Consider the following 20203-nt stretch of genomic DNA (forward strand, 5'->3'; position numbering starts at 1 on the left):
TTCTTAATATAATCTATTTTATATGCTGAATAATTTAAGAAATTTATATCTTAATTCTTTTTTTTATGACAAAAAAATTTCTAAATTCACAGATCTTTTATTTAGATACAAACCTAGTACTTACCTTCTATCTTCTCTAATTAAAATCAGAACAAAAAAAAATAATATTGCTGATTTCTCATTAGAAGAAATATGGACAAATAGTAATCTCAGCGAGAAACAATTTAAAAAATTAAACAATTTTTTTTGGATTTTTAGTTTAGATCTAAAATCTTCGAGTAATGATGTACAAAAAGTAATTACAAAATGGATTAATATAAATAATAAATATAACTCAAAAAGCTGGGAAATAAATGTTTTATCAAAGAGAATTATATCATGGTTATCAAATTCTAAATTAACTTATGATAATGGTACAAATGAATATCAAAAAAATTTTGATTTAATAATTCAAAAACAGATTATGCATTTATTAAATCAAGTAAATCATACAAAGAATTACAAAAACAAAATAATAAGTATTTCTGCAATAATTCTTTTTTCTCTTTGTTACAGTGAACAAGAAAAAAAATTGGATGCTGGACTAGATTTATTAAAAAAATTTATTAAAGAAGTTTTTGATAAATATGGGTTCCCAAAATCCCGTAGTATTAAACATTCCATATTTTATCTAAAATATTTAATTTTGATTAGAGAATGGTTTAAAGAAACGCAAAATGCTATACCTGAATTTATTGATGAATATATTTTTTATTTAGGTCAATCTTATTCATTCTTTTGGAAAAATATCAATTTTGATCCACATTTTAATGGTAACAATTTATCTAGCAATTTTGAATTTGATCAATATTTAAAAAGATGTGGTTATGCATTTAAAAATCAAAATCATGAAAATTCAAGTTATGTATCTTTAAATAATAAAAAAATAAATCTATTCATGGATATTGGACCATCACCTGAAAAAGATTTTTCAGATGAGTATCAAGCTGGTTCACTTTCTTTTGAATTTTTATCAAATGGCAAAAAAATATTCACAAATGCAGGTTATTATGAAGGAACAAATTATCAATTAAATGAACTATGTCGATCATCAGCTCTTCAAAATACTTTAGTATTGGATGATAATTCATCATGCAAATTTATCAGGAATTCAAAAGGTGAATATAAAATAAATACAAATCTAAAAATAATTCAAAAAAATATAATTTTTGAAAAAAATTATTGGAAAATAAATGCTTCTCATGATGGCTATTTGAAAAAATACAATCTAATTTATGAGAGAGATATAGAGTATTTTCCTGAAAACTTTAAATTAATTGGTACTGATAAAATTAAAGGAAAAAAAGATTTACCAAATCTTAAATTTGATATTCGTTTTCATTTAGACCCATCTTCAAAGGTCATGAAAACTCAAGATAATAAAACTATACTAATTGAAAGCGGTGATGAAGGTTGGAAATTTAATTGTAACAATTATGAAGTAAATATCGAAAATGGGCTTTATTTTAACAGTAGAAGTACGTATGTTGAAAATCAAAATATTTTTATATCAGGGATAATAAATTCAAAAAATAGTGATATTAAGTGGGAACTAATAAAAATATAATGTCAAAAATTAAAAAAGCTCTAATTTCATTATCAGATAAACAAAATTTAAAGCCACTATTAAATTGTTTAAAAAAATATAATATTCAAATAATCAGTTCTGGTGGAACATTCAAAGCAATTAAAAAACTTAAATTTAAATGCATTGAAGTTTCGGATTTTACTAATTCACCTGAAATATTAGATGGTCGTGTCAAAACTTTACATCCTAAAATTCACGCTGGAATTTTAAATAAGAGAAAAAACAAAAGACATAAACAAGAACTAAAAAAAAATAGCTTTGAAAATATTGATCTAATTATAGTTAATTTTTACCCATTTGAAGAAACATTAAAAAATACCAAAAACCATAATAAGATAATTGAAAATATAGATGTTGGTGGACCAACAATGGTGAGAGCTGCTGCTAAGAATTACAATGATGTTACAGTGATAACATCGACAGACCAATACGAAGAGTTTATTAATGAAATAAACTTAAACAAAGGCTCAACCACAATTGAATTTAGAAAAAAAATGTCAAAGCATGCATTTACCGAAACTGCTCACTATGATTCTTTGATCTCTAATTATTTTAATAAAATAACTAATGATAGATTTCCGAAAAGAAAGGTCTTTAGCGCAAATATAATTGATAAATTAAGATATGGAGAAAATCCTCATCAAATGAGTGCTATCTATTCTTCTAATGGTTTGAATTTAAATCAATTAAGTGGAAAACAACTAAGTTATAATAATCTAAATGATATTTTTGCTGCCTTAACAATTTCAAAATCTTTACCAAATAATTGTGGTGTTGTTATTGTAAAACATGCAAACCCTTGTGGTGTATCTATTAAAAAAGAACAAGTTGAATGTTATAAATCAGCACTAGCTTCTGACCCTATTAGTGCATTTGGTGGTATTGTATCATGTAACTTCAAGATAAATAGTAAATTAGCTCTCGAACTAAATAAAATCTTTCTCGAAGTTATAATTGCTAATGGATTTGATGCTGGAGCATTAAAGATACTGAAAAAAAGGAAAAATTTAAGATTAATCGATGCTGATCAATTTAAGTTAAATGAAAGTTATAAAATTAACTCTCACAATGGTGCTATATTGATTCAAAATGAGGATTTGGTTCAATTTAAGCCTAGAGATTTCAAAATAGTTTCAAAATTAAAACCCTCAAGTTCACAAATGAAAAATTTAATTTTTGCATTTAATGTATGCAGATATGTAAAATCAAATGCTATTGTCTTAGCTCACAATAACTCAACAGTTGGTATAGGATCAGGTCAACCAAGTAGACTTGATAGCTGTCAAATAGCGATTAACAAAATGAGAAAATTTGTTAATCCAGATGAAGATATAGTTGCTGCATCCGATGCTTTTTTTCCATTTGTAGATGGAATTGAAAAATTAGTTCAATCTGGTGTTTCTGCTGTAATTCAACCTGCGGGGTCAATTAGGGATAAAGAAATAATCAAATTTGCAAACGAAACTGGAACTATTCTAGTATTTTCAAAAACAAGACATTTTAGACATTAGAAATTTTATCAATTTTTGCTGCAAGAATAAAATCGTTTTCAGACAGTCCCTCTATAGCATGTGTGGTAATTGAAATTTTAGCATATCCCCATCCAAATAAAATATCTGGATGATGTCCCTCTATCTCTGATATTTTACCTACTTCGTTTACAAATTTTTGACTTTCAATAAAATTTTTAAATTTAAAATTTTTTTCTAAAAAATAAATTTCTTTTGAATTTTTAACTACATCCCATCCATCTACTTTTTTTTGATATTTATGAATTTGAGAGATATCAAAAGGTAAAACGCCCCCTTCACAAGGAACACATTTTTTATTTAATAAATCACTCATTGAAATTGGAGCGGGCAAAGGGGGTCGAACCCTCGACCTTCTCGTTGGCAACGAGACGCTCTACCACTGAGCTATGCCCGCGTTTTTATTTATTTTTCAAATTAATGGTTTTTTATAATTTTAGCAAGTGGCTATTTAAATCTAATTAAACTTTTATTCTATTTTGTGAAATCAATAGAATTAATAATACTTGAGTTCTTTTAAATTTTTTTCAAAATTTTTATTAATCTTGGCTTTAAATTTTTCATCGATAATTTTTGACCAATCATTTTTTGGTCCAAGAAAAAAAAAGGGTATCTTTTTTTTTTCACTTTTAGAAAGCACAGACTCTTTAAATCCTCTTTCTTTCTCATAATTACTTAACTTTTGAAAAGAAGTTGATGAGACTGCATTTTTTGCTTTACTTTTATCAAATTTGTGAGGTTTTTTTATTGTAGAATAAATAAATTCTATTATTTCTTTAAAGACACTAAAAGTGCTCTTTTGCAATTCTTCATATTTAATCAATTTCACTTGTATTTCTCTTTGCGATAACCAACTTTGATAATTTTTTTCCCAAGAACTTATAAATTGAAAATCACTGTAGTCATTTTGGTTATTAGTATCATAAATATACTTAGTCTCACTATTCATAAAATCTAAGGATGAATTATAATTAAGTTCATAATGATTTTTTAGAGAAGTTATTACATTTCTTGGATCTCTTATTATATATAGACATCCTATCGAATTAAATTTATTTGAAAAATTTTCATTATTTAAAGTTCCATAGATATTGTGTGTTTTGAAAAATCTAATTTTTTTGTCTTGATTTATTTTTTCCTGAGCTTTTATCCAAAATCTTGATGTATCAGTTGGTGTATTCTTATCATAATCAAAATGCTCAAAATATTTCTTTTGGGGAAATTGATTTATATTTTCTAATAAATTTTCACTAAAAAAACCATCTTTTGAAAAAAAATATGAAGCTAAAAGCGCTCTTAACCAAGTGTTTCCACTTTTAGGATATGAAGCAATCCAAAAAATCATTTTAGAAAATTTAATTTTAAATATTAATTATATGTTGTTATAATTTAATATTATTTAAAATTTATGAAAATAAAAGATCTACCATCAATTATACCTGTTTTCCCTATAAGTAATTTTATAATTTTTCCCAAAACAGCTGTTCCATTAAATATTTTTGAACCTCGATATATTGAAATGATAAATGACAGTATGAGTTCGAACAAGTTAATAGGCATGATACAACCAAAAAAATCAAAAGAAACAGATAGCTTAATTCCAGATTTACATGATGTTGGTTGCTTGGGTAAAATTGTTAGTTTTAGAGAAACAGAAGACAAAAGGTTTTTAATTGAATTAAAAGGGTTAGTTAGGTTTGAGATTTTAAGTGAATTACATAATCAAAAGCAATACCGTGAATGTGAAGTCAAATATAACGATTTTGAAGAAGATCTTTTGGAAAAGAAAGAAGAAATCAAATTCTCAGATTTAGAACTTATTTTTAAAGATCTTAAAACTCTATTTGAAAAAAGAGGATTTATTATAAATTGGAAAGCTTTAGAAAAACAAAGCTTGAATGAAACAATAAATGCTTTGGCAATGGCATCACCATTTTCATTAGAAGAAAAACAAATTCTTTTAGAGTCAAAAAACTTGGAACAAAGAAAAACTAAGATTGCTGAAATTTTATCAACATATTCGTACGATAATTATAATAATACTACAATACAGTAATCAAAATAAAGAACCTGTATCTGCAATCATTTTAAATGCTTTATTTAAATTTCGATTTTTTCCCATGTATAAAATTGTTTGATTAATAAATTTGCTATTTAGTTTTCCTTGCAAATTAAAAAATTCATAGATCATGTCTATTCCTTTTGAAAATAAATAATTTTTAGATTTAGTTTTTTTTTCAAAATCTGCATTTACTGATTGATCAATAGGTAAACCAAGTTCAACTTTATTTTTAATAATTTTTAATAGTATTTTTATGTCTCTAATAGTCATATTAAATCCTTGTCCAGCTAAAGGATGAATTTGATGCAAGATATCTCCAAATGCTAAAATATTTTTGTAATAATATGAACGCAAATTTGAAGATTTTAATGGAAAGAAATTAACTTCATTAAATTTTATAATATTAAACTTAGTATTATATCTATTAATAAGTTCAATAAACTTTGTTTTGCTCAATTTTATTTTACCATTATATGAATAAACCAACGATGTTTCATTATTTGAAATAGGCAAAAAAGCTATTGGTCCATTTTTAGTAAAAACTTGAATTGCTTGATCGTTTACAATTTTTTTGTGTTTAATTACAGTGGTATAGGCGTTTGAATAATAATTTTTCTTTATTTTTTTTGAAAAAAACTTTCTTGTTAAAGAGTGTGTTGAGTCAGTATTTATTATTAAATTATATTTTTTACTATCAAAAATTTTCTTTTCTTTAAATTTACTATTATCTTTTAACTTTTTTATCAAATTATCATACAGCTGATGGTTTTTTAAGATTGAAAATAGATAATCATTATTTTGAAACTTTATTAATTCTTTATTTAAATTATTGTTTTCAAAAATTTTAATTTTCTTAATTTTCCAAGAAAAATTATTAATATTACAAATATTTTTACTAATAAAATCTTCATTTGATTTTGAAATTCCAAGCGTTCTTGACTTAGGATAATTCTTAGTTTTTTTATCAACAATTAACTCTACACGTAATCCTATTTTTACGAGAGCATTAGCTAATACTAAACTAGTAAGATTTTGTCCTATAATACCAATGATCATATAATTTAATTTTAACAATAAAAATTAGATGATACAAAGTGATAAATTTGATTCATTTGTATGAATATTAAAACTTTAACAAGCTCAATAATTAACTTTACCACACGAAGAATATTAGAAATTTTAGGTATAATTTTTGTTTTCACAGGATTTCTTTTATTAATTGCTCTTACATCTTATTCTCCAGAAGATCCCAATTTCATATTTCCTGATTCTAAAAAAATAAACAATCTACTAGGTTTTCAAGGTAGTTTTATATCTGATGTATTATTTCAATCATTTGGGCTCATTTCTTATTTATTGCCTTTCACTTTTATTTTTACAGGAGTAAATATTTTTAAATCGAAACAAATTTTTTTTGCAGTTGAAAATATATTTTTTAGTATAATTTATTTAATATTTGGCACTATTTTTTTTAATTTATTTTTTAATGAAACTTTTGATTTATATATAAATGGAAATGGGGGCTTTGTTGGAGAATTTCTATCACATTCATTTCTGGGGAATCTTTTTTTATTTAATAAAAATATTTCATTTTATATTTTAATATTATTGATTTTTTCATTATTTTTATTAAGCATAAATTTCAAATTAAAACCATCATTTCAAATAATCAAAAAAATTTTTCTTTATTTTTTTTCAAAAGAACAAAAAAACTATACAAACAAAAGTGAAATAATTGACGAGTATATACCTCAAGACCAAATCAAAAATTTAATACAAGAAGATTTGCCTTTTATAAAAGAGAATAAAAATATTGGTGAAAATAAATTAAAATATAAACTGCCAGAATTAAAACTACTTAAAATTCCAACAAATTCTGAAAGAAATAATTTAGATAAAAATCAAAACTATAACTCTGATTTTTTAGAAAAAATTCTTTTAGATTTTGGTGTTAGTGGTAAAATTAAAAAAGCAAGTCAAGGTCCTGTTGTGACATTAAACGAATTTGAACCAGCAGCTGGTGTAAAAGTCTCAAAAATTATTAATCTATCAGATGACATTGCAAGAAATACCAGTTCTGAGTCAGCTAGAATTTCAACCATTCCAGGAAGTAGCACAATTGGTATTGAGCTTCCTAATCCTAGTAGAGAAAATGTTTATCTTAGTGAAATTTTGGATAATTCTGATTTTAAAAAAAAAGACATCAAATTACCTATTGCTTTAGGAAAAAGTATATCAGGAACTCCTTTAACAGGTGATTTATCAGCCATGCCTCACTTGTTAATTGCTGGCACTACTGGTTCAGGAAAATCTGTTTGTATTAATACAATTATTCTTTCTCTTCTCTATCGCCATTCTCCTGACAAATGCAAATTTATTTTAATTGATCCCAAAATGTTAGAGCTTTCAACATATGAAGGTTTGCCTCATTTATTATGTCCTGTGATTACTGAAGCTAAAAAAGCAGCATCTGTATTAGGCTGGGTTGTAAAAGAAATGGAGAGTAGGTACAGACTAATGACTAAAGAAAATGTGAGAAACATTGATGGTTATAATGCAAAACACAAACTTCCTATGCCATACATAGTCGTAGTTGTTGATGAAATGTCAGATCTAATGTTGGTTGCTGGAAAAGAAATAGAAAATTATATTCAAAAATTATCGCAAATGGCAAGAGCAGCTGGTATCCACATCATAATGGCAACACAAAGACCAAGTGTTGATGTAATTACTGGAACTATTAAGGCTAATTTTCCTACAAGAATTTCTTTTCAAGTTACTTCAAAAATTGATAGCAGGACAATTCTCGGTGAACAAGGTGCCGAACAACTATTAGGCAAAGGTGATATGCTATATATGTCATCAGCTAATAGAATAGTTAGAATTCATTCTCCATTTGTATCTGAAAATGAAATTGAAAAAATAAATAACTTTATCAGGTCTCAAGCAGAGCCAGATTATGTTGATGAAATACTGAATTTTGCTGATGAAAAAGACACAGGAAGTGTTCAGAATACTGATGACAAGGATGAATTGTATCAATCTGCAATAGATATAGTGAAGAGTGAAGGCAAAGCATCAACCTCATTTCTTCAGAGAAAACTTCAAATTGGTTATAATCGTGCTGCAAGAATAATGGATATGATGGAAGTTGACGGAATTGTTAGTAAAGCTAACCATGTTGGAAAAAGAGATGTTCTTTAATAAAAAATATTTTTCTTTAATCATTTTTTTTTTTCAAATTTTAGCTGCGGATGCATCTATTAAGATTGATGTTATAAATAAACTTAAACAAACTGAAAATATAAACTTTGATTTTATTCAAAAAATCAATGAGAAAATTGAAAAAGGCAATTGTACAATTTTCTATCCAAAGAAAATTTTTTGTGAGTATTTTGATAAAAAAGGAAAAATTCTTGTTTCAAATGGAAAATCATTAGTAATTAAAGTTAAAAACTCAGGTGCATATTATCTATATCCATTAGAAAGGACTCCCCTTAATTTAGTGTTAGATAAAGAATTTTTAATTAACAAAATAGAACAGCTTGATGCCAGCCAAGAAGATAAAAATATTATACGATTTCAAATTATTGAGAATAATAAAAAAATAAATATTTTTTTCGATAAAAAAACGAAAAATTTAAATGGTTGGGAGATTACTGATATCTATCAAAACAAAAACTTAACAACTATTTCAAATATTTTAGAAAATCAGATTTTAAATAAAAAACTATTTTTATTGCCAAAGAGAACAGACTAAACTCTTATAGTTTCTTCCTTAAAAACCTTCATTCCTCTTGCCAAATAATTGTTTAATGCATTTTTATGATCTAGAGTACATGTGTGAAGCCATAACCTTGATATGTTTTCTTTAAAAGCTTCTTTAATCCCACATGACAGAAAATATGATCCTAATTTTTTATTATGATATTCTTCTAATAAGCCAAAGTAAGCTATTTCTTTTTCGTTTTTTAATGGATGATAAATAATTTCAAAATATCCCGCTAAATCTTTTTCATTTTTTAATACAAAAGTTTTTAAATTTTTATTATTTATATATTCAATCCATTGGATATCAGTCCAAATTAGTCTGTCCGTCCATCTATATTTTTTTCCAACATTTTTATAAAAAAACTTATTTAATTGAAAATCTGGTTCTTTAATTAATTCAATATAATAGTTTTCTGAAGGTTTAGACGAGTCATTTAAATCATCCAAAGATTTTATCTCAAGATAGCTTCTTTTAATTTCTAATGTCACTCTACCATCTTGCCAACTCTTTCACCCCCAAATAAATGAAAGTGAAGATGTGGCACTTCTTGGCCACCATGTTCATTTATATTTGCTAAAGCTCTATAACCTTTTCCTGTGTCTACAGAAATACCAAGTTTCTTTGCAACTGAGTTAATTCCTTTTAACAAACCTACTATCTCTTCAGGGGAAGCATTCTCACTGAAATCATCTAGATCTATATATTTGCCTTTCGGAATTACTAAAGCATGAATTTTTTTTTGTGGATTAATATCGTGAAATGACAAAACAAAATCATCTTCATATATTTTGTTACAAGGAATCTCACCTCTAAGTATTTTCGCGAAAATGTTATTTTCATCGTATGTCATTTTTTTCTTTTTTCCAATTCACCCATCACTTCTTCAATTTTTATACCATTAGCTTCTAAATACATTGTTAAGTGATAAAAAACATCTGCTGCTTCATGTATTTTATTCGTATTTTTCTCTACAGCTTCTATTAATTCATCAATTTCTTCAATGACCTTTGCTTTACTCAACGAAGTGTCTGATAATAATTTATTTGTGTAAGACCCATCAATTGGATTTTCTTTTCGCTCTCTTGCTAATTTAAATAAATGTTCAAGTGTACCAAGCATATCAAATTCTAACAGGTATTCCCTTCGAGTCCAAATATTCCTTTGATTCTTTAATAGAATATTTTCCATAATGAAAAATAGAGGCAGCTAAAACAGCGCTAGCTTTTCCAGTTTTTATACCTTCAACTAAATGTTCTAAATTACCAACACCCCCAGAAGCTATAACGGGTATATTAACTGATGATGATATTGATGACATCAAATCAATGTCGTATCCTTTCTGTGTACCGTCTCTGTCCATTGAAGTCACCAAAAGCTCTCCTGCTCCATTTTTTTCCATTAAAATAGCGAAATCAATAGCATCAATTCCTGTACTATTTCTTCCACCATGAGTGAAGATCTCCCAACTTTCATTATTTTTTTTAGCATCTATTGCAACTACGATACATTGGGAGCCAAATTTCTTTGAACTTTCTATAACTACACTTGGATTTTGTACAGCAGCGGTATTTAAAGAAACTTTATCAGCACCACAATTTAATAACTTATTGATATCATCAACACTTCTTACTCCACCCCCAACTGTTAGGGGAACAAAACATCTTTTTGAAGTTTCTTTAACTACTTCATAAATTGTATCTCTATTTTCATTAGAAGCTGTAATATCCAAAAAACAAATCTCATCCGCACCATTATCACTATAGATCCTGGCTTGTTCAACTGGGTCACCAGCATCTTTAAGATCAACGAAATTAATTCCTTTTACAACTCTGCCATTTTTGACATCTAAACATGGTATAATCCTATTTTTAAGCATCTAATTCTTTAACCAACTCTTCAAGTTTGATATCTCCATCGTAAATAGCTTTTCCAACTATAATACCTTCAATATTTTTATTACTTAATTCTTTAGCTTTTTTAACATCATCAATTGAAGAAACTCCACCAGATATAACCACTGGGCACTTTGAGGTGCTGGCAACCTTAGCCGTTTCCTCAAAATTGGGGCTTTGTTTCATGCCGTCTCTATTAATATCAGTATAAATCAGTCTACTTGCACCATAATCATTTACTTCCTTTAAATAATCTAAAGTTAATTGATTTGAATTTTCTTTCCATCCTGAAACAGATAAATAACCATCTTTAGCATCCAAACCTAGGGCTATTTTATTTGGAAATTTTTCACACGCCTGCTTAAAAAAATTTTTATCTTTTATAGCGGCGCTTCCCAAGATAACTTTTTCAACACCTACCTCAGTATATTTCTTAATACTTTCATAATTTCTTATTCCTCCGCCGATTTCAATTTTTAGGTCGAATTTAGATACTATCTCCTGGATAATATTTAAATTAATTGTTTCACCAGTTAAAGCACCATCTAAATCAACTATATGTAAATTTTTAAATCCATGATCTTTGTATTTACCTGCTTGTTCAACTGGTGATATTTCATACTCAGTTTTTTTACCAAAGTCTCCTTTGATTAATCTTACGCATTTTCTATCTTTAATGTCTATTGCAGGAAAAATTTTCATTTATAAATTAATAAAGTTATCAATTATTTTTAAACCAATCTTATCACTTTTTTCTGGGTGAAATTGCGTTCCAAAAATATTTTCTTTTTCAACAGAACAAACAATATTTGATGAATAATCAGTTGTAGCTGAAATTACATTTCTATCATTTGGCAAAAATTCATAACTATGCACGAAATACATGTGAGAATTATTCTCTATATCTTTATAAATTTTACTATCTTTGACTATTTTAATTTGATTCCAACCAATGTGAGGTAGTTTGAACTTTCCACTTTGGTTATCTATTTTTGAAACTTTGCCCGGTATCCAGCCAAGTCCTTTAGTTTCCGTTTCTTCATATCCAACATCTGCAAACATTTGCAAACCAACACATATTCCAAGAAGTGGTTTCTTATCATTTATCACAAATTCATTTAGTGTTTCTGGAAGTCCATTTATAGCATTTAAGGCATCTATACAGCTCTTAAATGAGCCTTGTCCCGGCAAAACAAGTTTATCACTGGATCTTATTTTTTGTATATCTGAGGTGACTTCAAGATCTATTTTGTTTTTTGCAACTTCTTTAAAAGAATTTACTACTGAACTTATATTGCCTGAATTGTAGTCAACAATTGTGACATTCATTAAATTTATAAAGAGCCCTTAGTTGATGGAATTGATTTTTTATTTCTTGGATCCATTTCTAATGCTGTTCTTAATGATCTTGCTAAACCTTTATAACAAGACTCAATTATATGATGGCTATTTTCTCCATAAATATTTTCTACATGCAAAGTAACTCCTGCTGCTTGAGAGAAAGCTTGAAACCACTCTTTAAATAGCTCAGTATCCATCTCACCTAATTTTTCAACTTTAACTTTTACTTTCCAAATTAAATAGGGTCTATTTGATACATCAACTGCTACTCTGGTTAAAGTCTCATCCATTGGTATCATCGCGTGAGCATATCTTTTTATGCCAACAAATTTTTTTGCTGCCTTTTTAAGAGCTTCACCTATAGCAATACCAGTATCTTCTGTTGTGTGATGAAGATCAATATGAGTATCACCTTTAGCTTTTACTTTTAAATCTATTAATGAGTGCTTTGATAATTGTTCTAACATATGATCTAAAAATCCTATGCCAGTGTCAATTTCGTATTTACCCTTACCATCAATATTTACTTCAACGCTAATGCTTGTTTCTTTTGTTTTTCTCGCAATTTTACCTTTTCTGGCCATATGTAAATAAAGGTATATATGGATTAAGAAATATATCAATATCAGTAATCACATCTTGAAGAATAAAAATTAATATCCATCTTATAATTATGACTACAATAGTATTAGTTAGAAAAAATAATGATGTAGTGGTTGCTGGTGATGGTCAAGTTAGTATGGGCAATACCGTAGTTAAAAGTACAGCATCAAAGGTTAGAAAAATTGAAAAAAGAGATGTCGTTGCAGGTTTTGCTGGATCGACAGCTGACGCTTTAACTCTATTTGAAAGGCTTGAGGGAAAGCTAGAAAAACATGCTGGGAATTTATCAAGAGCGGCTGTTGAACTTGCAAAAGACTGGCGTACAGATAAGTATTTAAGAAGATTAGAAGCACTAATGGCAGTGGGTGATAAAAATAATAGTTATATTATATCTGGAACCGGTGATGTTCTTGAACCAGAAGGTGATGTAATTGGAATAGGTTCTGGCGGCAACTATGCTTTAGCTGCTGGTAAGGTTTTAATGGAAACTGATATGACGGCAGAAGATGTTGCAAAGAAAGCAATTAAAGTGGCAGCAGATATATGCGTATTTACAAACGATAATGTCAAAATTGAAAAAATATAATGGATAAATCAAACGTTACTCAACTTCATCCAAAAGATAATAAAAAAAATGAAGCTTCACTTGGAAGTTCTTTATCACCAAGAGAAATAGTTTCAGAGTTAGATAGATTTGTAGTTGGACAAAACAAAGCTAAAAGAGCAGTAGCTGTTGCTTTGAGAAATAGATGGAGGAGACAAGCGCTTGATGGTGAAATGAAAAATGAAGTTTTACCAAAAAATATTTTAATGATTGGACCAACCGGAGTTGGAAAAACTGAAATTTCCAGAAGGTTATCTAAACTAGCCGAAGCACCTTTTGTGAAGGTTGAAGCAACAAGATTTACTGAAGTTGGATATGTAGGAAGAGACGTAGAACAAATCGTAAGAGATTTAATTGAAATTGCCATTTCAATGGAGAAAGTTAAAAAAAGAAAAGAAGTTAAGGCCAAAGCTCAAAAAATGGCTGAAGAGAAAGTATTGGATGCTTTGGTTGGTAAAAAAGCTAGTCCTGCTACAAGAGAAAGTTTTAGACAGAGATTGAGAAATGGTGATTTAGACGATAACGAAATTGAAATTGCTGTGAGCGATGTAAGTGGAGGAAATGGTGCCTCTTTTGAAATTCCTGGTATGCCAGGTGCAAACATAGGTATGATCAATATTAGTGATATGCTTGGGAAATCAATGGGACCTAAAGAAAAGAAAAGAAAAATGACAGTAAAAGAGTCTCATGAAATTTTAATAAATGATGAATCTGATAAATTAATTGAACAAGATAAAATTATAAAAGCAGCTAAGATTTCTACGGAAAATAATGGAATAGTTTTTTTAGATGAAATAGATAAGATTTCAGCAAGAACTGATAGAGTTGGTGGCGATGTTTCAAGAGAAGGTGTTCAAAGAGATTTATTGCCTTTAATTGAAGGAACAACAGTTAATACAAAATATGGACCAATCAAAACAGACCATATTTTATTCATCGCTTCTGGGGCATTTCAGCTTGCAAAACCTTCTGATCTTTTACCAGAATTACAAGGAAGATTACCAATCAGAGTAGAGCTAGAAGCATTAACTAGTGATGATTTTAAAAGAATTCTTAAAGAACCAGATTATAGTTTAATAAAACAATATGTAGCACTTCTTAAAACTGAAAATGTCGAACTTGAATTTTCTGAAGATGGAATAGATAGAATTGCAAACATTGCATCAGAAGTAAATGCAACCGTTGAAAATATTGGTGCTCGTAGATTACACACTATAATTGAGAAAATATTAGATGATATAAGTTTTACAGCAACAGATAGATCTGGGGAAAAAATTGTAATTAACAAAACTTATATTGATAAAAATTTAGATACTTTAGTAAAAGACTCTGATCTTTCTAAATTTATTTTATAATTTTTTTCTTAAAAAAATATAGAAAGCCCCCTCCCCACCTTCTTGAATGTTAGCCTCTTTAAATTCTGTAATCAAATTCATTAACTCATTATTGTTCTTTATATATTCGGGAACAGAATATCTTAAAATACTTAAATCTTTTGATACGTAAGGATCCTTTTCGTTATTAGAATGTAACCCCTTACCCGTTACTATTCTTAGTTTATTAAAACCATTTTCATAACTATCAAGAATGAATTTTTCAATTTTCTTGTTTGCTTCATCTAATGTAAATCCATGTAAGTCAATTTCAGAACTTTTACCGTTTTCTCTATTTAATTTGACTAAATCTTTGTTGGGTAATTTTTCTTTTTTAGATAAAAAATTTTGCCAATCTTTCTTATCTTGATCTGAAATTTTACTCAATTATGTCAGGGTTTCTATTAGTTGCCAATTTGGATTATTTGATCTTGTGTCTCTTGAAAAAATCCAAGTGTCATATATTTTTTTAATTTTCTCAGGATCACCGGATATAATTTTTTTTTCTTTATCTCTAATGCAAGTGATAACTTCGCTTACAAAATCTACGGTAACTTTTAAAAAATTATCTTCTTTTTTATGTTCTTTTATTGTTGCTGAATTGACGCCGATGAATGTAATCTCTGCGGTATGACCTCTTTTGTCTCGTTCTTTTAAAGCTTCATTAAATTGGCTATAAATTTCTTTACTTAATAACAGTTTACTTGTGGTTAACTTATTATCACTGTCACTAAAGTCGGTAATAATAGTTTCGTATGCAATTTTAGCACCTGTAATAAATTCCTTTTGTGCTACATCATCAAAATTTTCTCTAGGTTTAGGTTGATTTTCTTTTTGAACATCTTTTAAAATTTTTTCAAATTGTGTTCCTGGTTTTCCCTCAAAGCCGCTTCTTCTTCCTAGAATACCTCTTAATCTTAAAAAAATAAAACCTGCAATCATCGCAAGTAAAATTATATCTATGTATTCGAAGCTGTAATTCATTGATTAATAGTAATTACTATGTTGATTATTTCAACCAACAAATTACATTAAAGTCAAATGAACACACTATTATTATCAATTATTCTAGTTCCAATCATCGAAATTTATCTATTTATTAAGATAGGATCTCAAATTGGAGCCTTTAAAACAATTTTTTTAATATTTTTTACAGCTGTTGTTGGTGTTTATTACGCAAAACATGAAGGGTTAAATACAATTAAATCAGGATTAACCAATGCGGTTAGAAATCAATTACCTGCATACGAATTAATTTCTGGTGCTGCAATCGCATTTGCAGCAATATTGTTGATTATTCCTGGGTTTGCCACTGATATTTTAGGTTTTCTACTAATTTTTCCACCTACAAGAAAACTATTATTCAGTCGTTTCAGAAAAAATTATGAAAACAGAAAAACTGAAAAAAAGAATTTTATTGAGGGAGAATTTGAGGATATAGAGGAAGACCATGACAGAAAAATATAAAATTTTAGGTCAATATATAAAAGATTTATCTAGTGAGACACCTGATATCGAAACTTATATTTTTGTAAAAGATCAAATTACAAAATATCATTTAAATATCGATATTACCTCCAAGCCTTTAAAAAATAAATTAGTTGAAATAAACACCACAATAAAATTTGAAGATAAGGAACCTAGTGAAAAAAAATCTTATTTTGAAATTGTTTATGCGACTATAATTCGTGTAGATGATGAAGTGAAAGAAAAGAAAGAATTAGAAAAAATAATACTGTGCGACGTTCAAAATAAAATTTATCCTGATTTGGAAAAAACCTTTCTAAATTTAGTGCATAATTCAGGTCATCCAGGAATTAAACTAGAAAAAAAGATAGATTTTGAACAACTCTATAATTCAAGATTTAATTAAAAAAATTCTTTTTTAAGCTGTTTCTTAAAAAGCTTTTATGTAGATTAATTTCTTCTTCTGATGGTTTAATAATTTTTTTAAAATATTGAATTTTATTATCATTTATCTCTGCTTTATTATTATTTTCACTTTGAAAATCCAAAGTTGGTTCTTTTTGATCTAAAAGATTGATATAAACTTTGGCCAATAAATCACAGTCTATCAAAGCCGTATGCTTTGTTCTTCTAGAATTGTCTATTCTATATCGTTTACATAAAGAATCTAAATTAATAGGTGAGCCTGGAAATTTATCTCTTGCCAAAATAAGGGTATCCACAATTTCATTATTAATTTTATTCTTTCCAAGAATTAACATTTCATTATTTAAATGACCCATATCAAACTCTGCGTTGTGAATTACTAGTCTTTTGCCTTGAATAAAGTTGAGAAAATTATCAACTACATCTGAAAATTTTTTTTGTTTCGATAAAAATTCATCTGTATAGCCATGAACTTCAAAAGCTTTTTCTGAAACCTTTCTCTCTGGATTTAAATAACAGTGAAATGTTTTTTTAGTTGGAATCAAATCTTCTAATTCTACACATCCAATTTCAACAATCCTGTGTCCATCTTTAACATTTAAACCTGTAGTTTCCGTATCAAGTATTATTTCTTTCATGTCTTAATTGTGTAAGTATATATTTTACAGATCTTTTAGCTTTTTTTGTAGTAAAATTATTTTTAATTATAAAATCAGATTTCTTTTTTTTTGCTAATAAAGGAAGTTGAATTTTTTTGAATAACTTTAGCAATTTGTTATTAAAACTCTTTCTTTTTGATAACCTAGATTTTATATCTTTATTTTTAGAGTCTATGTAAACAATCACATCATTTTTTAATTGAAGTTTATTCTCTAGATAAAGTGGGATATCTAAAACCACAAATTTTTTATTTTTATTCCTCTTTAGAAATATGTTTAGTTTTTTTCTAACTATTGGATGCACAATTTTTGTGATTCTTTTTAAATTTCCTGGATTAGATAAAATACATCTTATAAGTTCCTCTTTTTTTAGTGGGAAAGAGAAAGTCTGTTGAGGAAATTTTTTTCTAATTAATTTATTAAAATTTTTATCTTTTCCATAAATTTTAGTTACCTCTAAATCTGCATTAAAAACAGGAAATTTAAATAATTTGGAAAAATAACTTTTACCAGATCCAATATCACCTACTAATGCTATTCTAATCATTTAAATAATTCAAAAATTTTTCATCTATTTTGGGATTAATTCCGGTCCAAATTTCAAACGCTTTTTGAGCTTGTAAAAGCAACATGAGCTTTCCGTTTATGGTGACGTGCCCCTTATCTTTTGCATTCTTTAAAAAATTAGTCACAGGCGGATTATAAATTGTATCATAAAAAATTATTTTATTTTTCAAATTATCAAAGTTTAAGTTTATTTGATCATTTGGCTTTAATCCAAGACTAGTAGCATTTATTACGATATTGCAATCGGTCTCTTGATCCCATTCCAAAGAGTTTAAATTAATAAATGTTTCTTTTAATTTTAATAACTTTTCTTTTGTTCTATTTTTTATATAAATTTTTCCTATTGATAGATCTTCCAGCGCAGTTATTACAGATGGAACTACCCCACCAGCACCTATGATAAGTGCATCCTTATTTTTTAGGTTAATGTTATGATTTAAAATTGATTGTGAAAAACCATACACATCAGTATTATCACCAATCACTAGATCATCCTTCTTATATAATGTGTTCACTGATTGAGTTTTTTTTGCGAGATCTGATAACTTATCAAGAAAAGGTATTATCTTTTGTTTGAATGGGACGGTGATATTGGCTCCACTTATATCTTCTTCCTTTATTCTCTTAACTAAATTTTCAAGTTTATCTTCTGATAAAGTTTCTTTTTCATAAGTAGCGTTAATATTATTTTTATTAAACCAAAAATTATGAATTTTTGGTGAAAGAGAATGTTCTACAGGGTTGCCGATGATGAGATAATTTTTATTCATTATAATTTTTTAAATAATCTTTTATTTTTTCAACAGGTAGACCCATAATTGTATTTTCATTTCCTTCTATCTTGGAAAATAAAGATCTTCCTAATCCTTCAATTTGATACACATTATAAGCATATAAAGCTTCATCACTTATCTTAGATAGATATTCTTTCATTTCCTTTTCCGTCATACTTTTCATTGTTAATGAAGCTTTATCAGTGAAATTCCAAATCATATTCCCGCCTTTTGAGATACAAACTGAGCTAATCAAATAATGTGTTTTCCCATTTAGACTTTTTAAGATTTTATATGCTTGATCTCTGTCTGTAGGCTTTGAAATTACTTTACCCTTAAGATCAATTACACTATCTGCTCCTATCACAAATTCATCAGTAAATTTTTGACTTACTTTATTTGCTTTTAATTCTGCTAAACTTTTTGAAACTTCTTCGGGTGATGCCTTCTGTTTTTCTAAACTTTCTTTAATAATATCTTCATCAACATTTGATGGTTGGACTTCACAATTTAAACCATTTTTATTAAGAATTTCTTTTCTAACTTTGCTTTTGGAGGCTAAAATTATTTTTCTATCCATTTTGTTTACTTATGTATATATCATGAATTTTAATAATCGATGCTGCTGTTTCCTCTACTGATTTTCTTGTAACATCAATTGATGGCCAACTATATTTTTTAAATAATTCTTTTGCGTCTTGTACTTCTTTCTTAATTTTTTCTAAATCTGTATAGTCTTGACTTTTAGTTTCTTTGAGAGAATTCATTCTATTTTTTCTTATATCTACTAGTCTTTCTGCTTCTGTGGTGAGCCCTATTACACAAAAATTTTGTGGCTCTTTTTTTAAAATATCCGGAATTGACTTTTGATTAACTAAAGGAATATTTGCTGTTTTAAAACCTTTGTTTGCTAGATAAATTGATGTTGGAGTTTTACTTGTTCTACTTACACCCAATAAGATAATATCAGATTTTTCAATATCATTAAGAAGATTTCCGTCATCATGGTTCATTGTGTATTGTATAGCTTCAATACGATCATAATACTCCTCATTTAAAACATGTTGACCGCTCGGCTCATGAGAAGCTTTTTGATTAAATAATTTTGAAAAACTTAATATTAAACTTCCTAAAACACCAAAACATGGAATTTTTTTTTCATCACTCTTATTTGCTAAAAATTTAGCTAAATTATTATCAACTATTGTATATAAAATAATTGAATTTTTCTCTTTTTTAGCAATATCAAGTATTTTTAACACTTGGTTCTCAGTTCTTGTAAATGAATATGAATTAACCTTATACTCTATGTTTTGAAACTGCGCTTTAAGAGACAAAAAAATTCTATCTAATGTTTCACCTGTTGAGTCAGAAATTAGAAAAATTTGGTAAGTATTACTCATGTATATCCTGTTAATATCTTTGTAATATTTTAATCAAATTTAACAAATTTATTTTTTATTTAAATTTATTGAAAAATAAGGGTTTTATTAACATTTTGAAAATAT

At 27.3% G+C, this 20203-nt stretch carries 26 protein-coding genes and 1 tRNA gene; 9 read left to right on the forward strand and 18 right to left on the reverse strand.

Translation table 11 applies throughout. The features are described 5' to 3' along the window. Positions 1–22: 22 nt before the first annotated feature. Positions 23–1606, forward strand: coding sequence for a heparinase II/III family protein (locus ACTT90_RS02490; protein ID WP_440937275.1), 1584 nt, complete (start codon positions 23–25; stop codon positions 1604–1606). Further along, the gene (gene purH / locus ACTT90_RS02495) at positions 1606–3138 is read left to right on the forward strand and encodes a bifunctional phosphoribosylaminoimidazolecarboxamide formyltransferase/IMP cyclohydrolase (RefSeq protein WP_440937276.1); all 1533 of its coding nucleotides are present in this window, start codon (positions 1606–1608) and stop codon (positions 3136–3138) included. Before ACTT90_RS02490 ends, purH begins: the two co-directional genes overlap by 1 nt. Here the strand turns inward: purH and ACTT90_RS02500 are convergent. The 3 genes from ACTT90_RS02500 to ACTT90_RS02510 all read right to left on the reverse strand — a co-directional run bounded on the left by ACTT90_RS02500 (position 3128) and on the right by ACTT90_RS02510 (position 4501). Next, positions 3128–3472 carry a 4a-hydroxytetrahydrobiopterin dehydratase gene (locus ACTT90_RS02500; RefSeq protein WP_440937277.1) on the reverse strand — a complete coding sequence of 115 codons (345 nt, stop codon included), beginning with the start codon at positions 3470–3472 and terminating at the stop codon, positions 3128–3130. The genes purH and ACTT90_RS02500 overlap by 11 nt on opposite strands. A gap of 6 nt (positions 3473–3478) precedes the next feature. Then, positions 3479–3553 (reverse strand) — tRNA-Gly (locus ACTT90_RS02505). A gap of 99 nt (positions 3554–3652) precedes the next feature. After that, on the reverse strand, positions 3653–4501 hold the full coding sequence (locus ACTT90_RS02510) for a sulfotransferase domain-containing protein (protein WP_440937278.1): 849 nt from the start codon (positions 4499–4501) through the stop codon (positions 3653–3655). A gap of 63 nt (positions 4502–4564) precedes the next feature. On the opposite strand from ACTT90_RS02510, the gene ACTT90_RS02515 reads away from it, so the two are divergent. Next, positions 4565–5212 carry an LON peptidase substrate-binding domain-containing protein gene (locus ACTT90_RS02515; RefSeq protein WP_440937279.1) on the forward strand — a complete coding sequence of 216 codons (648 nt, stop codon included), beginning with the start codon at positions 4565–4567 and terminating at the stop codon, positions 5210–5212. Here the strand turns inward: ACTT90_RS02515 and ACTT90_RS02520 are convergent, their stop codons facing one another. Next, entirely contained in the window at positions 5213–6274 is a 1062-nt protein-coding gene (locus tag ACTT90_RS02520; protein WP_440937280.1) for a ubiquinone biosynthesis protein UbiB, read from the reverse strand. A 60-nt stretch (positions 6275–6334) separates the two neighbouring features. On the opposite strand from ACTT90_RS02520, the gene ACTT90_RS02525 reads away from it, so the two are divergent. Both ACTT90_RS02525 and ACTT90_RS02530 read left to right on the forward strand, forming a co-directional pair. Continuing rightward, positions 6335–8422 (forward strand): DNA translocase FtsK, encoded by a 2088-nt coding sequence (locus ACTT90_RS02525; protein WP_440937281.1) that lies wholly within the window; start codon positions 6335–6337, stop codon positions 8420–8422. Continuing rightward, a complete protein-coding gene (locus ACTT90_RS02530; protein ID WP_440937282.1) occupies positions 8412–8978 on the forward strand; it encodes a LolA family protein in 567 nt (188 codons plus the stop codon). Before ACTT90_RS02525 ends, ACTT90_RS02530 begins: the two co-directional genes overlap by 11 nt. Here the strand turns inward: ACTT90_RS02530 and ACTT90_RS02535 are convergent. From ACTT90_RS02535 to hisB, 7 genes are read right to left on the reverse strand one after another with little or no spacing between them, the layout of a single operon-like run. Then, on the reverse strand, positions 8975–9478 hold the full coding sequence (locus tag ACTT90_RS02535; RefSeq protein WP_440937283.1) for a GNAT family N-acetyltransferase: 504 nt from the start codon (positions 9476–9478) through the stop codon (positions 8975–8977). The genes ACTT90_RS02530 and ACTT90_RS02535 overlap by 4 nt on opposite strands. Next, positions 9475–9840, reverse strand: coding sequence for a histidine triad nucleotide-binding protein (locus ACTT90_RS02540; protein ID WP_440937284.1), 366 nt, complete (start codon positions 9838–9840; stop codon positions 9475–9477). Before ACTT90_RS02540 ends, ACTT90_RS02535 begins: the two co-directional genes overlap by 4 nt. Then, positions 9837–10109, reverse strand: a complete 273-nt coding sequence (hisE, locus tag ACTT90_RS02545; protein ID WP_440937285.1) for a phosphoribosyl-ATP diphosphatase — start codon at positions 10107–10109, stop codon at positions 9837–9839. The genes ACTT90_RS02540 and hisE overlap by 4 nt, the downstream gene beginning before the upstream one ends. Before the next feature lies 1 nt (position 10110). Beyond that, on the reverse strand, positions 10111–10866 hold the full coding sequence (hisF, locus tag ACTT90_RS02550) for an imidazole glycerol phosphate synthase subunit HisF (RefSeq protein ID WP_440937286.1): 756 nt from the start codon (positions 10864–10866) through the stop codon (positions 10111–10113). After that, entirely contained in the window at positions 10859–11584 is a 726-nt protein-coding gene (hisA, locus tag ACTT90_RS02555; RefSeq protein WP_440937287.1) for a 1-(5-phosphoribosyl)-5-[(5-phosphoribosylamino)methylideneamino]imidazole-4-carboxamide isomerase, read from the reverse strand. Before hisA ends, hisF begins: the two co-directional genes overlap by 8 nt. Continuing rightward, positions 11585–12211, reverse strand: a complete 627-nt coding sequence (hisH, locus tag ACTT90_RS02560) for an imidazole glycerol phosphate synthase subunit HisH (protein WP_440937288.1) — start codon at positions 12209–12211, stop codon at positions 11585–11587. It lies immediately after the preceding gene. 5 nt (positions 12212–12216) lie between these two features. Further along, a complete protein-coding gene (hisB, locus tag ACTT90_RS02565; protein ID WP_440930286.1) occupies positions 12217–12807 on the reverse strand; it encodes an imidazoleglycerol-phosphate dehydratase HisB in 591 nt (196 codons plus the stop codon). Positions 12808–12896: 89 nt separating this feature from the next. Here hisB and hslV point away from each other — a divergent pair, with 89 nt between their 5' ends. After that, positions 12897–13412 carry an ATP-dependent protease subunit HslV gene (gene hslV / locus ACTT90_RS02570; protein ID WP_440937289.1) on the forward strand — a complete coding sequence of 172 codons (516 nt, stop codon included), beginning with the start codon at positions 12897–12899 and terminating at the stop codon, positions 13410–13412. Continuing rightward, complete coding sequence (gene hslU, locus ACTT90_RS02575; protein WP_440937290.1) at positions 13412–14785, forward strand: ATP-dependent protease ATPase subunit HslU; 1374 nt, start codon at positions 13412–13414, stop codon at positions 14783–14785. Before hslV ends, hslU begins: the two co-directional genes overlap by 1 nt. On the opposite strand, the gene ACTT90_RS02580 is transcribed toward hslU, so the two are convergent. Beyond that, positions 14780–15190 (reverse strand): Smr/MutS family protein, encoded by a 411-nt coding sequence (locus tag ACTT90_RS02580; protein WP_440937291.1) that lies wholly within the window; start codon positions 15188–15190, stop codon positions 14780–14782. The two genes, hslU and ACTT90_RS02580, sit on opposite strands and share 6 nt — an antisense overlap. After that, positions 15191–15787, reverse strand: coding sequence for a Tim44/TimA family putative adaptor protein (locus tag ACTT90_RS02585; RefSeq protein ID WP_440937292.1), 597 nt, complete (start codon positions 15785–15787; stop codon positions 15191–15193). It lies immediately after the preceding gene. 57 nt (positions 15788–15844) lie between these two features. On the opposite strand from ACTT90_RS02585, the gene ACTT90_RS02590 reads away from it, so the two are divergent. Next, entirely contained in the window at positions 15845–16270 is a 426-nt protein-coding gene (locus ACTT90_RS02590; RefSeq protein ID WP_440937293.1) for an FxsA family protein, read from the forward strand. Beyond that, the gene (locus ACTT90_RS02595) at positions 16254–16676 is read left to right on the forward strand and encodes a protein-export chaperone SecB (RefSeq protein WP_440937294.1); all 423 of its coding nucleotides are present in this window, start codon (positions 16254–16256) and stop codon (positions 16674–16676) included. Before ACTT90_RS02590 ends, ACTT90_RS02595 begins: the two co-directional genes overlap by 17 nt. On the opposite strand, the gene dnaQ is transcribed toward ACTT90_RS02595, so the two are convergent. Genes dnaQ through ACTT90_RS02620 form a run of 5 tightly spaced genes read right to left on the reverse strand, consistent with a single transcriptional unit; the run spans position 16669 to position 20098 of the window. Beyond that, complete coding sequence (dnaQ, locus tag ACTT90_RS02600; RefSeq protein WP_440937295.1) at positions 16669–17334, reverse strand: DNA polymerase III subunit epsilon; 666 nt, start codon at positions 17332–17334, stop codon at positions 16669–16671. The two genes, ACTT90_RS02595 and dnaQ, sit on opposite strands and share 8 nt — an antisense overlap. Beyond that, positions 17315–17902, reverse strand: coding sequence for a dephospho-CoA kinase (coaE, locus tag ACTT90_RS02605; protein WP_440937296.1), 588 nt, complete (start codon positions 17900–17902; stop codon positions 17315–17317). The genes dnaQ and coaE overlap by 20 nt, the downstream gene beginning before the upstream one ends. Continuing rightward, positions 17895–18692, reverse strand: coding sequence for a shikimate dehydrogenase (aroE, locus tag ACTT90_RS02610; RefSeq protein WP_440937297.1), 798 nt, complete (start codon positions 18690–18692; stop codon positions 17895–17897). The genes coaE and aroE overlap by 8 nt, the downstream gene beginning before the upstream one ends. Further along, positions 18685–19275 carry a Maf family protein gene (locus ACTT90_RS02615; protein ID WP_440937298.1) on the reverse strand — a complete coding sequence of 197 codons (591 nt, stop codon included), beginning with the start codon at positions 19273–19275 and terminating at the stop codon, positions 18685–18687. The genes aroE and ACTT90_RS02615 overlap by 8 nt, the downstream gene beginning before the upstream one ends. Further along, positions 19268–20098, reverse strand: a complete 831-nt coding sequence (locus ACTT90_RS02620) for a pyruvate, water dikinase regulatory protein (RefSeq protein ID WP_440937299.1) — start codon at positions 20096–20098, stop codon at positions 19268–19270. The genes ACTT90_RS02615 and ACTT90_RS02620 overlap by 8 nt, the downstream gene beginning before the upstream one ends. Positions 20099–20203 lie beyond the last annotated feature (105 nt).

The organism is Candidatus Pelagibacter sp., assembly GCF_052049935.1.
Lineage (GTDB): Bacteria > Pseudomonadota > Alphaproteobacteria > Pelagibacterales > Pelagibacteraceae > Pelagibacter.